This window comes from Bacillus sp. AY18-3 (genome assembly GCF_008042305.1).
Classification (GTDB): Bacteria; Bacillota; Bacilli; order Bacillales; family Bacillaceae_G; genus Bacillus_A; species Bacillus_A wiedmannii.
Genome location: NZ_QKQR01000039.1, coordinates 39745 through 52856 on the forward strand (window position 1 = coordinate 39745; position 13112 = coordinate 52856).

The 13112-nt window shown below is 33.3% G+C and carries 17 protein-coding genes and 1 riboswitch; of the genes, 2 read left to right on the plus strand and 15 right to left on the minus strand.

Annotated features, from left to right (window positions below; translation table 11 throughout):
- Nucleotides 1–12: 12 nt before the first annotated feature.
- The 4 genes from DM800_RS29400 to DM800_RS29405 form a co-directional block, all read right to left on the minus strand.
- The gene (locus DM800_RS29400; protein WP_157349655.1) at nucleotides 13–165 is read right to left on the minus strand and encodes a hypothetical protein; all 153 of its coding nucleotides are present in this window, start codon (nucleotides 163–165) and stop codon (nucleotides 13–15) included.
- A gap of 419 nt (nucleotides 166–584) precedes the next feature.
- Nucleotides 585–1181, minus strand: coding sequence for an ABC transporter permease (locus tag DM800_RS27155; RefSeq protein ID WP_147788017.1), 597 nt, complete (start codon nucleotides 1179–1181; stop codon nucleotides 585–587).
- 217 nt (nucleotides 1182–1398) lie between these two features.
- Entirely contained in the window at nucleotides 1399–1530 is a 132-nt protein-coding gene (locus tag DM800_RS29780) for a hypothetical protein (RefSeq protein WP_255258669.1), read from the minus strand.
- 91 nt (nucleotides 1531–1621) lie between these two features.
- The gene (locus tag DM800_RS29405) at nucleotides 1622–1780 is read right to left on the minus strand and encodes a hypothetical protein (RefSeq protein ID WP_176546303.1); all 159 of its coding nucleotides are present in this window, start codon (nucleotides 1778–1780) and stop codon (nucleotides 1622–1624) included.
- A 210-nt stretch (nucleotides 1781–1990) separates the two neighbouring features.
- Between DM800_RS29405 and DM800_RS27160 the strand changes: the two genes are divergently transcribed.
- Nucleotides 1991–2275, plus strand: a complete 285-nt coding sequence (locus tag DM800_RS27160; RefSeq protein WP_001123250.1) for a DUF4183 domain-containing protein — start codon at nucleotides 1991–1993, stop codon at nucleotides 2273–2275.
- A 498-nt stretch (nucleotides 2276–2773) separates the two neighbouring features.
- Here the strand turns inward: DM800_RS27160 and DM800_RS27165 are convergent, their stop codons facing one another.
- From DM800_RS27165 to DM800_RS27200, 10 genes are all read right to left on the minus strand, one after another.
- Nucleotides 2774–2983 (minus strand): hypothetical protein, encoded by a 210-nt coding sequence (locus DM800_RS27165; protein ID WP_052760572.1) that lies wholly within the window; start codon nucleotides 2981–2983, stop codon nucleotides 2774–2776.
- Nucleotides 2980–3156, minus strand: coding sequence for a DUF6877 family protein (locus DM800_RS29410; protein ID WP_170958655.1), 177 nt, complete (start codon nucleotides 3154–3156; stop codon nucleotides 2980–2982). Before DM800_RS29410 ends, DM800_RS27165 begins: the two co-directional genes overlap by 4 nt.
- Nucleotides 3157–3774: 618 nt before the next feature.
- Nucleotides 3775–3900, minus strand: coding sequence for a hypothetical protein (locus DM800_RS29785; RefSeq protein ID WP_255447083.1), 126 nt, complete (start codon nucleotides 3898–3900; stop codon nucleotides 3775–3777).
- Nucleotides 3901–4153: 253 nt separating this feature from the next.
- Nucleotides 4154–4633: a homoserine dehydrogenase gene (locus tag DM800_RS27170; RefSeq protein WP_147788018.1), complete on the minus strand. Its 480-nt coding sequence runs from the start codon at nucleotides 4631–4633 to the stop codon at nucleotides 4154–4156.
- Nucleotides 4634–5000: 367 nt separating this feature from the next.
- Nucleotides 5001–5345, minus strand: a complete 345-nt coding sequence (locus tag DM800_RS27175; RefSeq protein WP_147788019.1) for a heterocycloanthracin/sonorensin family bacteriocin — start codon at nucleotides 5343–5345, stop codon at nucleotides 5001–5003.
- Nucleotides 5346–5798: 453 nt separating this feature from the next.
- The gene (gene tenA, locus DM800_RS27180) at nucleotides 5799–6488 is read right to left on the minus strand and encodes a thiaminase II (RefSeq protein ID WP_147788020.1); all 690 of its coding nucleotides are present in this window, start codon (nucleotides 6486–6488) and stop codon (nucleotides 5799–5801) included.
- Nucleotides 6489–6610: 122 nt separating this feature from the next.
- A riboswitch (TPP riboswitch) is annotated at nucleotides 6611–6716 on the minus strand.
- Between the two features lie 72 nt (nucleotides 6717–6788).
- Nucleotides 6789–7703 carry a D-alanine--D-alanine ligase gene (gene ddlB / locus DM800_RS27185; RefSeq protein ID WP_147788021.1) on the minus strand — a complete coding sequence of 305 codons (915 nt, stop codon included), beginning with the start codon at nucleotides 7701–7703 and terminating at the stop codon, nucleotides 6789–6791.
- A gap of 4 nt (nucleotides 7704–7707) precedes the next feature.
- Entirely contained in the window at nucleotides 7708–9156 is a 1449-nt protein-coding gene (pdxR, locus tag DM800_RS27190) for a MocR-like pyridoxine biosynthesis transcription factor PdxR (protein WP_088060315.1), read from the minus strand.
- A gap of 160 nt (nucleotides 9157–9316) precedes the next feature.
- Nucleotides 9317–10360 carry a homoserine dehydrogenase gene (locus DM800_RS27195; RefSeq protein WP_097856942.1) on the minus strand — a complete coding sequence of 348 codons (1044 nt, stop codon included), beginning with the start codon at nucleotides 10358–10360 and terminating at the stop codon, nucleotides 9317–9319.
- Nucleotides 10361–10447: 87 nt separating this feature from the next.
- A complete protein-coding gene (locus tag DM800_RS27200) occupies nucleotides 10448–11689 on the minus strand; it encodes an esterase/lipase family protein (RefSeq protein ID WP_147788022.1) in 1242 nt (413 codons plus the stop codon).
- 268 nt (nucleotides 11690–11957) lie between these two features.
- On the opposite strand from DM800_RS27200, the gene DM800_RS27205 reads away from it, so the two are divergent.
- Nucleotides 11958–12299 carry a DUF3914 domain-containing protein gene (locus tag DM800_RS27205; RefSeq protein ID WP_098147139.1) on the plus strand — a complete coding sequence of 114 codons (342 nt, stop codon included), beginning with the start codon at nucleotides 11958–11960 and terminating at the stop codon, nucleotides 12297–12299.
- A 75-nt stretch (nucleotides 12300–12374) separates the two neighbouring features.
- On the opposite strand, the gene DM800_RS27210 is transcribed toward DM800_RS27205, so the two are convergent.
- Nucleotides 12375–13046 carry a lipoprotein BA_5634 family protein gene (locus tag DM800_RS27210; protein ID WP_142291748.1) on the minus strand — a complete coding sequence of 224 codons (672 nt, stop codon included), beginning with the start codon at nucleotides 13044–13046 and terminating at the stop codon, nucleotides 12375–12377.
- Nucleotides 13047–13112 lie beyond the last annotated feature (66 nt).

A 13112-nucleotide genomic window follows, 5' to 3' on the forward strand; every position in this document is an offset into this window, starting at 1 on the left:
TCGGCATCATTCCTATTTCTTAAATAAAACAGAATCAACGATTGTTAAAACTACCCAAGCTATTCCGAGAAACACTGCAATTAATGGCATCAACCAGAAGTAGTGATACCATTTTGTGTAACTACTCATCTTCCACCATTCATGGAGTGGATTAAGCCCTATCATTTATAACAACCCTCCCCCATTTTGTTCAATAAAAAGAGAGCACCTGTATATCAAACGTTTATGTCACCAATCACCCCAGCAAATACACCAGGCTCAATAAGAAACACAAAAGCCACAACACTCACACATCGTGGCTGAATATATAAATTCAATTGGTATTTTCGTCCTTCTTGCGGATTCTTACCGCCCTTGCTCGTTCTCCGGTAACGTTTTGATAAAGGGGCTACGCTATATCCCCCACACTATTCTTCTTTCAAAGAACTGTATATATAGAGTAATATTGATTCTGTTTTGAGAAATCCCCGGAAACGTCCCTTTTTTCATCCCCCTTTTTATCGAAAAAAAGACCTGCATTTATGCAGGTCAAATATAAATTAGGGACTTTACTTAGATAAAATTACTGATGGATTTCATATCACTTATTCTGTTGGAGACGGAAATCTTGCAGCTTCAAAATGCGTACTATTTTCTACAGTAGAGATTACTCCAGCTACGCTACTTTGTGCAAAAACCTCGACTACATCCCCAGCATTCAATTGAATTATTGATGAAACGGCAACAACATTAGCAAAGTTTATTGGACCAAAAAAATCATTATCTATTGCAATTGCCGGATTTCCATTAACTCGAATTTCTACCCGCGCTCTATAGTTTGCGTTTAGATTATTGGGAATGAATGCAATTGTTCCAATAACAGAATAAACACCTCTTGTCTTTGGTATAAAAATGGATGTTGCAGGGTTATATTCATTTGCTAAATCAAATTGTTCATTTTGGAATAAGACTTTTACAAAAGTATTTGCTGGCACATTCTGATTAACTGTGCTCACAGCTCTAAAAGCAGATGCTCTTACAAGATTGTATTGGTTATCATCAGAACAACAATTCACTTTTACATTAACCCAAGGCTTTTCATCATGTTTTTTATCACATTTGTCATAACTCTTACTACTTTTATGACAATCATGATATTTCTTTTTGTTATCCTTACAATGATCATAGTAGGAATAAGACATACTAGTTTCCCCCTTTTAAATTTATTACTACATACTATGTAAGATAGATTTAAAAGGTTTGGACGAGCTATTATTATTTTTAATAGAATTAAAAAACCCTACCAATTGGCAGGGCAGGGAAATAATATAACATGTAAAGCGGAACAACCTCATCTTAACCAATCTATACAACATTATAAAATATTAGAATCCCATTTCCGATACCTCAAAACTAAGTTTATATAATCCCCACAGCTGTAGCTATCAACTGAATATCACTTTTTTCCTTCTGATAAAACGGATCACGCTTTATCATTAATTCGTTGTACACAAACGAATCTTTAACCTTTCGATTCCCTAAGTACTTCATTTCAATTATCCTACGTTCCTCTTCATCAAGAGATGTTACAACGTCCGTTCAATTTGTTTAACACGTATCTCATGATTCTTTTCGTCACCTTTCATTTTAGGAAAAAGAACGATGCCCCCCCCCCCGCTCGAGCCTGTTCTTCTTGATTTTTCATCCGGACGCACAATGCTTTGTAGTTTTTCAGCTCCTTCACCACAAGTCTATGCATCTCCTTTTCATCGATGTCTTTAAAAAATGACAATTGATTCATACGATACGGTTCCCCTCCGTTCGATCTACTCACTTATAAACGAATTATTTTGTTTAAATTTATACAGCATCTATTAAACACATAATAATTATAATTTTTTACTAGTATACAAGCCGTATCTTTTAAAAGAAGCACAACATAGAATAAAATACAGGACAAGACTTTCAAAAAACTTGTCTGAGTTTATTCTCAAAAAAGAGGTGAACATAAATGCCTATCGTTAAGCCCTTTATAGCTGGAAGACGATTTGTAAGTACAGCAGCAACAGGGACTGTCGCTGGAGCAGATTTAACTTTTGCTAACACAGACTTCACTGATGACACTGGTGCTGTAACAACATTCCCTGCTTCTTATGCTTTTTTAACACTTTATATTAATGGCGTTATTCAAACAGGGGATACTATTACTGGTGTGACTACTACAGCTGCTACTATTGTAGGAGGAGCTGTCCTAGATGGAGGAACTCCTATCGCAATCGAATTTACAATAACGTAAATTTAGTTATCTTTTTAGAGGTTTCATTAAAAGAAACCTCTAATTTTAAAAAATGAAGTTAATTTTAGTAGCAACTACATAATGCGGTGCATATACTATTATAGGATGATTGGTATTTATACTCACTCTTGAAAAGAGCACTTATATGGTGCTCTTTTTTAGTTTTAAACTAATACAAAATGAAATTTTTACCACATAGCTAATTGTTAAATATTTTACGCTTATACATTATAATGGAATAGTTATTGTATATTGGCATTAAGAGGAGCGTCTTGATTAAGCGCTTCTCTTTTTTTATAAAATAGCGTTTTTGTTCAAAATGATGACCTTATCTATTCGGACACATTTACAAAAAAACTCATGATATGGTTAATTAGTCGATTACCTCATTACTTGACGATTACCCTTAGAAGCCCCGCAAACAATCGGGGTTTCTTTTATTAAAATAACTATTTTGTTGCATTTCCCAAGGGTTGAATTCCGAATCCTCTTTCTTTATTAAACTCCTTCATCTTTATAAAATTCTTGTAAACTCCCATATGAGTTTATAGTCATTTTCTCCCTCGCCATTGGTAAAGCTGCACTAACGCTAATAGAAATACTTATAGGTAATGCAATTTGCATTTGTTTCACCTTTTGGCTACATTTCACACAGAACTTGTCATTTGTTCCATCTTCCATGTCAATCCACTTATGTTTGCATTTCATTCTGTCCCTCTCGCCTTTAGATAATTTTCTGCAAATCGTAATTTCTGACCAATATACGAATCATTTTCTTCTCCACCACTTGCCAACCAATCTCTTACATGATTATGAATATCTTGAAGAACTACTAAAGGTAATTGTGAAGAAAGCTTATTTATTTGCTCTAAATATGTCATTTCTTTCTCTCTCCTGAATAAAACTCAAAATTCCGTCAATACTTTAGACACATGGTTAGCTTTCTCCGATTTTCTTATAAAAGCAGTTAGCTTTTGCTAGCTGCTCTTTTATTTGTGACCAAGTGAAATCTTTACTAAAAATAATGAACTTTCAAAGCTACTGAATTGTAAATATAAATACACTACTATATATCTATAAAGGGGCGTTTTTATATAAATCCATATCAAAGAATATCTTTTATAATGATTATTTTAGTACCACTCCTTTTCTTAACTGTCACCCTAGTAACTGGTCGATAGGGGTTCTTCTTTTGGAGCCTACTGCCTAGTTTTATAAGTGGGATAATAGCTTTCAACTCTATAAAAAAAACACGACAGTAGAAAAAAACTTTACAAAGTGTGCCTTTACAAGGCGCTCTTTTTTACATGTACTTACCAAATAGTATTTTTGTTGAATTTTCATTGACTTTACGTTGACCTTTTGTTGATTTTTTCTTCACATTTAAAAGAAACAAACATACGATATTGTATGTAGTCTCTCCGCTCATAGAGATCTACCTTTCTTATCGAAGAGCATACTTATATGTGTGCTCTTTTACTTACAATGAAATAACAATTTTATTTTATATCCATTTCCTCTTGCATAAGAACTACAGTTTTAAACATTACTTGCTCAAAATCTTTTTCATCCATGTATGGCTTTACAATCTCTAGAATCGCAATAATCCATTCAGCTTTGTTCACATCCCTACATATATCAATACGTGTAAATATTAAGTTTTATATTCAATTAACCTAGTATGATGCGATAGATTGATGATCATATTTATCAATTAAAGAAGAGTTCTCAAATTTCAGCCCCTTGACACGCACCGTTAGGGGCTGAACTCCTTTGTTGCGATAGGAATGATGTAATGTATTTAACCTCTACAATAATTTTACAATACAAATAAAAAAGAACACCTTAAGTCAGTGCCCTTCTTGCAAACATCAACCTTTATGTAATTGAACATACAGATAACATAAACCCTCCAAAGGTAATTGCACCTAGTAATCCTAATACAAATCCAGTTATACAAACACAATCAGCAAGACAAATGGAAGACTGCGATAATGGAACAAATGACCTACTTGTACTCGATCCATATTGTTTTATTTTCTCATAATTCATATCTAACATTACTTGTAGACATGCTATACCTTCCTCAATAGAATGAAGAGATTCTTTTTCTAATCGATTCAATAATTTACTATTAAAAGTAATTGGAAGAGGATACCGTTTATCTAATTTCATATGTTGATAAATTAATTGTAAACGAGATAATATATTATTTTTCTTTTTTTCACATGTTACTGTGTGTTTCATGTTATTAAATTCATTTAATAACAATGTCAATTCATCTCTGTTTCCGTATAAATCCCTTGCTATTTTTCTCTTTAGTTTGTACGAATGGATAATAGATTTTATTTCAATCATTTTAATACACTTCCTAATAGAATTTTACTTACCCCAATATTTTAACAATAAACAGTACTTTTAAATCTTATTTAAAATACACTCAAGTATCTTCATTTACTATCGATTAACATTACATTAACCTTACATAGTTGTAATAATTTCTTTCGCTACCCACTAACTAGGAGCAACAGATTCCTTATTTGATGGTAAAAATATAAAAAAGCAATGATTAGGTTTTAAGTCTAGTCATTGCTTTAAATATCTTATCTTGATTTACAACTAAAAATCTAAATATCATTCTTTCACTTGAATACTACATGTGTTTTAATTAAATTCTTTAATAAAAATTATATAATGCTTCACTAATGGATTCCTGTTTTTCTTATCAATATTCATATGTTACAATAGTACCAGTTGTATCAGTAGTACCATTAAAACCACTAAAACCACTAAAACAATTAGAACAACTACCACAGCCGCCACAGCCACCACAGCCGCCACAACCTCCACAACCAAAACAACCGAAGCAACCAATACAACGGAATCCGCCACAACGAAATCCACCACAGCGACCTCCACAACCTCCACAACGACCACAACCGCCACAGCGACGAGCAGCATCTTCAATATAATAATATGGATATTGGTTTTGTTGGTCCCAATACACAATATTTCCAGATTGGTAATCATTAAGGCTTAACGCTTGTAGTTCTTGTTGAAACTTATTCATTTTCATGACCTCCGTTTATAAACTTCAATCTTTTCAATGCTTTCCTATATTTCTGTTCGTTAAATCTAAGTAGAAATAGCGCTATAAAGTGAAACTTTAATCAGTGGGGGTTTTGTTCATCCCCCACTGATTATTAGCCCTCACCAATCGGACGTTAACGGACAGTTGATCTCCCGCCTAACTTCTTTGCTCCAACTGAATTTTGAGGTGGGAGTTTTACTGTCCGTTAACGCGGGATAAACTAAGTTCAATACGTACCCCTACAAAATATGACCTATCACTAGATAATGCACCTTGTTCATATACCTATTTTTAGGTTATTTTTCCCATAGGCTCATTTTTATAAATTGAAAAAAGACGCACTTAGATTGATGCGTCTTTTTGCGATACTTCTTTTGTGAAATCATATACATAAGTATTATCCATACCTATGTATAGCAATACCCCTACTCATTATCCAATGACATCTTCTACTTCTGTACTCACTGGCCACCTTTCTAATGTATAAGCCATTTCCCAAAATGAATATTCATATTGACTGCTAATAATAAAATGCTGTTTCATTCGCTTACGGTCAGACTCTGTCACTTTTTCAGCGATAGTATCTAATCGTGTAATTTGCTCTTCAACTAATGTACGGAACCAATCAGATCCGTAAGCAGAAATCCATTCATTATAAATTGGCTCTTCTGGCTGACACTCTTTTAAACGCTCACCAATTTCATAATACAACCAATAGCAAGGTAAAATTGCTGCAATGATATCGCCTAAATGTCCTTCATACGCAGCACGATACATATGTGAAGTATAAGCGTATGCAGTTGGAGCAGGGATAAAATTATCTTTCTCTTCTTGTGTTATCCCTAGTTTCTTCGCAAAGTTCTCATGTAAAGATAATTCCGCCTCGTATGTATTTTGAGCATGATGTGCCATACGAGCTGTCGTTTCTAATTCTAGAGCCTTTGCAGCTCCTAAAGTTTGTACTCTAGCGAAGTGACTCAAATAATATGAATCTTGAAGTACGTAATAGCGAAAACTAGCTAAATCTAACGTTCCTTCACCAAGTTGTTTTACAAAAGGGTGATGAAAACTAGCTTCCCAAATTGAATCTACTTCTTGACGTAATGATTGTGAAAATGTCATTTAAATCCCTCCAATAAAGTATAAAATTTAAGTATTTACCCACAGTTATTAAATCTGTAAAATAAAAAAACTTTCTTTACAAACGTAAAGAAAGTGAAATTGACAGTATTTATTCATAAAATAGTAATGTCTTCCCACTTCCCTACGCTAGTATTAACCAGATCAGGTACTAAGAGTCTCAAATTCTCATTTGATCTCAGCCTATAATAGGCCCCCCTAGTGGATAAATATTTAATTTTCGTATTGTATTCATCATAACATACTTCATGTTACTGTCAAAAGTATTCATGATAGCGCTTCTTAAAATCCTTCTTCTTTTCTTGCTTTTAATGAAGTTTCAATAATCATATCTAATAGTTTACTATAATGAATACCAGCTGCATCTGCACTTTTCGGTAGTAAACTTGCTTGTGTCATCCCCGGTAATGTATTAACCTCCATTACATATGGAATTCCGTCCCTTACCATCATATCCACCCTTGCATAAACGCTGCATTTCAATGCTTTATAACAAGCCAGTGACGCTTTGTTTACACGTTCCTTCAATTCTCCTGGAAGTTCGATAACTTCTTCAATTGTACTAACATCATCATATTTTGCATTGTAATCAAAGAACTCAGCTGCATGTCGGATTGAAATAATAGGTAACTGTTTTCCATCAAAAATTGAACATGTAATCTCATCACCTTTTATATACTTCTCTATTACTACTTCAGAATCCCATTCAAACACAGTTTCCAGCATTGAAATTAATTCATCTTTATCATATACAATCTTTACCCCAACACTTGATCCACCAGAGTTTGGTTTTACCACTAACGGAAATCCTAACTTCTCTAATTCATCAAGATTTAGATCCGCCATTTTTGTAAGTTCAATCCAATCGGGTGTTTCTATACCTTCATAGCGTAAAATCTTTTTCGAAATATTTTTGTCCATACATATACCGCTAGATAACATATTGCTCCCGCTATATGGAATACCTAAACTTTCAAGCGTGCCTTGAACCGTCCCATCTTCTCCATATTTTCCGTGTAATGCAAGCAGCGCAAAATCAATGTCTTTCGCTTTTTCGATTAAATCCATTTTTTCATTTAACGTAATTGGTACGATTTCATATTTATTTTTATCTAAATTTGCAATCATTTCATTTCCAGTCATAATTGATACTTGTTTTTCAGAGGATACTCCCCCCATAATAACGCCAATTCTCATTTCCTCAACTCCAAATTTCATTTTTTATTGTATCACCGATTATTTTGATTCCACGAACTATTTCTTCTTCTTTCAGACGTGAAAATCCTAATCGAAAAGTAGTCGCTCCTCCTCCATCAGAATAAAAAACATCTCCAGGAGAAAATGTAACCCCTTGCTCATAACACTTTTGTAAAAGTGTGCGGGCATGAATTTTTTCTTCTAACTCTATAAATAAATGAAGTCCACCATCACCGGTCATTCTTTGAAACGGAATGTACTCGTTACACGCCCCAACAGCTAATTCATATTTCTTCTTATAAACTGATCTTGCCTTTTTTAAATATTTTTCAAAATATCCTTCATGTAAATATTGAAATAGAACAGCTTGATCTAACGTAGATGTGTGAATCGTTCTTGCTCTTTTTACACTTTCTAAATGATGAATCAGTTCTTTATCGGCGATGATCCAGCCTACACGTAAACCAGGGAAAAGTACCTTTGAAAAGCTACTAATATAAATTACATTATTACCAGCGCCAGCAAAAGTTAATAATGGTGCTAAGTGTGAACCTGAATAACGTAGCTCTTCATTAAATCCATCTTCTATAATAGGAACCTTATATTTGGAGAATAATCTCATCAGTTCCGTTCTTTTCTCCGAACTCGTAACAATACCGGTTGGATTATGATAGGAAGGAATTAAATATGCGAAATCAAACTCTTTTTCACGCAAACTTTTTTCTACTTCGTTCGTATCGATGCCATCTTCATTCATATTAATTCCGTGAACTTCAAGTCCATGTAAACGGAAAAGCTTCAATGCAGCATGGTGAGTTGGATTCTCACAAATAACCCGCCCTGATTTCTTCGATAACGAGGATAGCACGATGTCTAATCCTTCTGTAAATCCATTTGTAATTAAAATATCTTTGTTCGAAATATCTACACCTTTCATTTCCATATAATGAAGTAGATAATTCATTAAAGGTCTATAACCTTTTGCGTATCCGTAGTTTAATACGACATCCCCTTCAATGGACATACGAGTAAGAAAAGCTCTTTTGAAATTTTCCACATCAAATAGCTTTTCGTCCGGAGCAATGCTATTAAAAACAATCATTCCTTTTTCCCAGCGAACACCATGTTTCATTAAATCTAATTCATCCGCTAATAAGGTAACTGTATTAAGTTTATGTTTCCAATCTATTTCAACAGACGAAGTGTTCGATATATCAACCTTCGCTACAAAATTCCCTTTCCCTTTAACTGCATAAATGAGTCCTTCTTGCTCTAAATCTGCATAAGCAGCGAGTACAGTATTTCTGCTCACACTTAGTAATTCACTTAGTTCCCTAGTTGAAGGGATTTTTTGATCCCCGAGCAAATGACCTTTCATAATCATCTTTTTTAAATAATCTTTCAATTGAATATAAACGGGACGATCTTTCACAACTTTAAAATCTTTAAACAATTCCTTACCCCCTGCAATCATTTTTGCATATTTATTTCATTCTCAAAAGGTCCACTACATATGTATTTTTTATAAAGGGCGGTACGGTCTTATAAAGTGGAACTTTAATCAATGGGGCTGATTATCACCCACTGATTATTATCCCTTAGTAACAGGCATTTTACTGCCTATTACTAAGGGATAAATCTTTGCGGTATAAGTTAATTACATCTTTTAAAGCTGCTGCTGCGGCTCCGCGTGGATTGGAAGCACCACCAATTGTAGTAACTTGCCCCATCGTATCTGTAAAGAACGTAATTCCTTTTTCTGTTCCATTTACTTTTGCTAGCGGATGATCTTTATCTATTTCGTACGGTTCCACATGAAGAGCCACTTTACCATCCTTATCCTTATATGCTGAAGCTATTAATTTAATATATTTATTTTGTTCTTTAGCATTTCGAATTTGTTTTTTTGTAACATGTTCGATTCCTTTTATATGTATATCAGTAAGCGTATTTTCTGTTCCCATTAAACTGTTTGTCAAAAGTAACAATTTACACGCACTATCAGAACCACTTACATCTAATATGGGGTTCGTTTCAGCAATTCCTTTACTTTGTGCTTCTTTCAGTGCTTCTTCAAACGTAATATCTTCCTCATTCATTTTCGAAAGGATATAATTTGTAGTCCCGTTTAATATTCCTTCTATTTTTTCAATATGGCAACCAGCTAAACTAAATTGACCAATATCAAGTGTCGGTAATGCCGCCGCAGTTGCACCACTATATCGAATTCGTACATTTGCGATTTTTGCTGCTTCATTTAGTTCTCTCCAGTTTGTAACGAGTGCGCCTTTTGAAATTGCTACAATATCCATATGGTTCTCAATCGCTTGTTTTATATATTGTTTTCCTGGATTTCCATCTTTAAGGTTTGTAACTGTTGATTCTACTAATACAGTTCCACTTATGCTAGTTGTTGCTCGTTCCTCTGGATGATGTTCAATGTATTCTTCAATTGCAGCGCTACCGCCACCATACATTAATAAGTGATGAATAGATAATCCATCCTCATTATGTATTGCAACATTTCTACCTAATACAGCGCTTACCACTAAATCTATTCCATATGATTCATTTATATATAAATATTTTTCATTTAATAATTTTATAAACTCTCTTCCTACTGTCCCATATCCAGATAATACAACTTGAACTTTCATAATATCCCCCCATATTTTTCTACCATATCCCTCTTTCAATATAATATAAAGCGCCCTCGAATTCCATCGAGAGCGCTTTATTATTACCTATTTCGGTAATCTTGATAATTTTTCTGCAATTGTTCTATAAAACTCTTGAATGCTAGAAAAACCTAACGTATCTGAAACACTAAGTCCTACCATATCGAGATGGTCCCAATTTGCTTTTGTTTCAATATGATTCCATTTCCCAATCTGTAAATGCTCATTACTATTTACAATAGCATTAGATGAGGGCGCGACCATAGAATTTGTATTTACTACACCGTCATTTTGCCACCAAGAAGTATCAATTAATGGTCGATTTTCTTCATATCTTGCATAGGAACCTAAGAAAAACGCATTACCCATTAACACCTTATTCATCGTTATATGAGGTAGATGTAAACCTGTTATAGGTGCCGCTTGTGATGCATGACCACTATATGATAAGTAATACACATCTGATTGCGTTTTTACCCAATTATTAAGCTCCTTTGCACCATCTGTACTTAAATCCCATTGACTTATATCTTTTGTATCTTCCCAAAGTGAACTATTTACAATACGATCAGTATATTGAAAAAAAGACTCTCCAGTATTCTTTTTTATACCCCATTGATCCAATTTAAAATCATATAACGATAAATTATTATTCCCTCCAAAACTTGCAGCTGTAATGAGTAAATCTTTAACGAACGGTAGTAGAAGACTACCATCCGCAAGTGTCGTGCCATTGTGAGGAGTTGCTAATGTTGTCACACTATGAACATATGATTTCTTGCCCTCAAATAGTGGTGATATATTCGTGTTCGGATGATTTTTCACATGATTTTTTTCTTCAAAACTACCTTCTTTTAATAGCTGTACTAATGTTCTAATTGTTTGTCCGCCCATGCTATGCCCAACTAAATGAACTTTATTTGTTTCACTCCAATTCGGTGCAAAACCACTATAAGTTCTACCAAAACGATTATGTCCATGTTTCTCAGCATGTGCGGCACCGTAGTCTACTGTACCTCCATTAATTTGCGCATATAATTCACATGCACGATCCCAGTTACTAGAAACTGGTCCAACAGCAGCAGTATGTACTGTATAGCCACTTCTTTTTAAATCTTCTTGTATATCATGAACACCACCCCAATATTTAACCCCTAACATTTCCTCTCTACCCCACCCAGCAAATCCATTCACTAATATGATAGGATAATTATTTTGTTGTTTCTCTTCAGCGTAAGTTATTTTTGCTGCGAATAAAAACACAGTCCCTATTGCGAATAAAAATATTTTTAAAAATAATTTCCCCATGCTTCCTCCCCCCTAATAAAACGTTTACATTTCCCTATTAAAAATGAGTTCTTAACTTAAACATAATGTAAAGTATTTTATATACATTGTATATAGAGAAAACATACACAAATGTTGATAAATATTAATTTAAGTGAGGAATTACTTTTTACAATATAACTTGTAAATCTAATTATTTAAATTTATAATTAAATATAGGTTCCTTATATTAAATAGCTTTAATAATTATAAGAAAACTAATTTTATTACTTAAGGAGGAGGAAAAGGCATGCAAATCGGATTAAATATTCATACGTTATCTCAACCTACTAAAATAACTCCATCTAATCTTGAGCATAATACTATCTCTTCTACTAAACTTGAAGATAAAAAATCAAATGATCCCATCAAATTTGATATTCGTTCATCTGAAAAAGAAATGAAACAACCTGAGCATAAATTTAACGAATTAGATCTATGGAAGATGTTAAAAGATAAAGGTGTTCCTTTATGGATCATACTTGAAATGCTACAAAGGTCTCGTAAGGAAAAAGAATCTCAAAATAATTCAATTCAAAATTCAAATGCGATTGAAGAACCGAGCGAGACGCGATTAAATGAAGTAATGTAAACTATGTTATCTAAATGGTCTAAAATTAAAAAGAGTTCAGGGCTGATAAAATTCCTATCAACCTTGAACTCTTTTTTATGATTTTTCTCCAATCGTGACAAATTGAACTGATACTTCTTCCTCAAAATCTTTAATTAACTTTCTTACTTTTACATATTCATTAGTCAATGTATTATCTGTCGACATTTTAGGTTTTTCGTCACCTAAAGATTCTTTCAGATGAAGAAGTTGCATTTTTGTTTCATTTGCCTGTATTTCTTTATATACACTATTGCTCGCCACAATTACATACCATAGTGTTCCATAATTTCGATTATTACCAAGCCAAGCATCACTATCATATGTAACTGGTATCACTTTTCCTTCTATTTCAATACTTTTTATATTCTTTTCTTCTTCATTTATAAATAATAGTGAACTTTCTTTTGGAAAACTCGGTAACGTATCTAAAGGTTTAGAATGAGATGAATGATCTCTTTTACGAAAAATTTTTGCTTTAATCATCGCTTTTGCAGTAGATTCATTTAATATCAAAACCCTTTTTTGGTCAAATCTACCTGTTTTCACCGAAAAAACTTCATGTTCTTTCGTATTTTCCTTATAACGATTCATAATTGTTGAAGTATGATTCTCATCTCCAATGATTAATACGCCGTTAGCTGGAAATCTGTTTTCATTTTTAGAGCATGCACTTAAACTTATTAAAATTAATATACTTAATATGAAAATAGAGAGTGGTTTTTTCATCACAGTTCCTTTCATAACTCAAATTGTTTTTTTACATGCTTTTCTACAATCTTACTTGCTGATATT

What these genes read in the sequence shown, in the direction of transcription:
- DM800_RS29400 (WP_157349655.1), bottom strand. Translation starts at nt 165, where the DNA reads ATGATAGGGCTTAATCCACTCCATGAATGGTGGAAGATGAGTAGTTAC.
- DM800_RS27155 (WP_147788017.1), bottom strand. Translation starts at nt 1,181, where the DNA reads ATGTCTTATTCCTACTATGATCATTGTAAGGATAACAAAAAGAAATAT.
- DM800_RS29780 (WP_255258669.1), bottom strand. Translation starts at nt 1,530, where the DNA reads ATGAAGTACTTAGGGAATCGAAAGGTTAAAGATTCGTTTGTGTACAAC.
- DM800_RS29405 (WP_176546303.1), bottom strand. Translation starts at nt 1,780, where the DNA reads ATGAATCAATTGTCATTTTTTAAAGACATCGATGAAAAGGAGATGCAT.
- DM800_RS27160 (WP_001123250.1), top strand. Translation starts at nt 1,991, where the DNA reads ATGCCTATCGTTAAGCCCTTTATAGCTGGAAGACGATTTGTAAGTACA.
- DM800_RS27165 (WP_052760572.1), bottom strand. Translation starts at nt 2,983, where the DNA reads ATGAAATGCAAACATAAGTGGATTGACATGGAAGATGGAACAAATGAC.
- DM800_RS29410 (WP_170958655.1), bottom strand. Translation starts at nt 3,156, where the DNA reads ATGACATATTTAGAGCAAATAAATAAGCTTTCTTCACAATTACCTTTA.
- DM800_RS27170 (WP_147788018.1), bottom strand. Translation starts at nt 4,633, where the DNA reads ATGATTGAAATAAAATCTATTATCCATTCGTACAAACTAAAGAGAAAA.
- DM800_RS27175 (WP_147788019.1), bottom strand. Translation starts at nt 5,345, where the DNA reads ATGAATAAGTTTCAACAAGAACTACAAGCGTTAAGCCTTAATGATTAC.
- tenA (WP_147788020.1), bottom strand. Translation starts at nt 6,488, where the DNA reads ATGACATTTTCACAATCATTACGTCAAGAAGTAGATTCAATTTGGGAA.
- ddlB (WP_147788021.1), bottom strand. Translation starts at nt 7,703, where the DNA reads ATGAGAATTGGCGTTATTATGGGGGGAGTATCCTCTGAAAAACAAGTA.
- DM800_RS27195 (WP_097856942.1), bottom strand. Translation starts at nt 10,360, where the DNA reads ATGAAAGTTCAAGTTGTATTATCTGGATATGGGACAGTAGGAAGAGAG.
- DM800_RS27200 (WP_147788022.1), bottom strand. Translation starts at nt 11,689, where the DNA reads ATGGGGAAATTATTTTTAAAAATATTTTTATTCGCAATAGGGACTGTG.
- DM800_RS27205 (WP_098147139.1), top strand. Translation starts at nt 11,958, where the DNA reads ATGCAAATCGGATTAAATATTCATACGTTATCTCAACCTACTAAAATA.
- DM800_RS27210 (WP_142291748.1), bottom strand. Translation starts at nt 13,046, where the DNA reads ATGAAAAAACCACTCTCTATTTTCATATTAAGTATATTAATTTTAATA.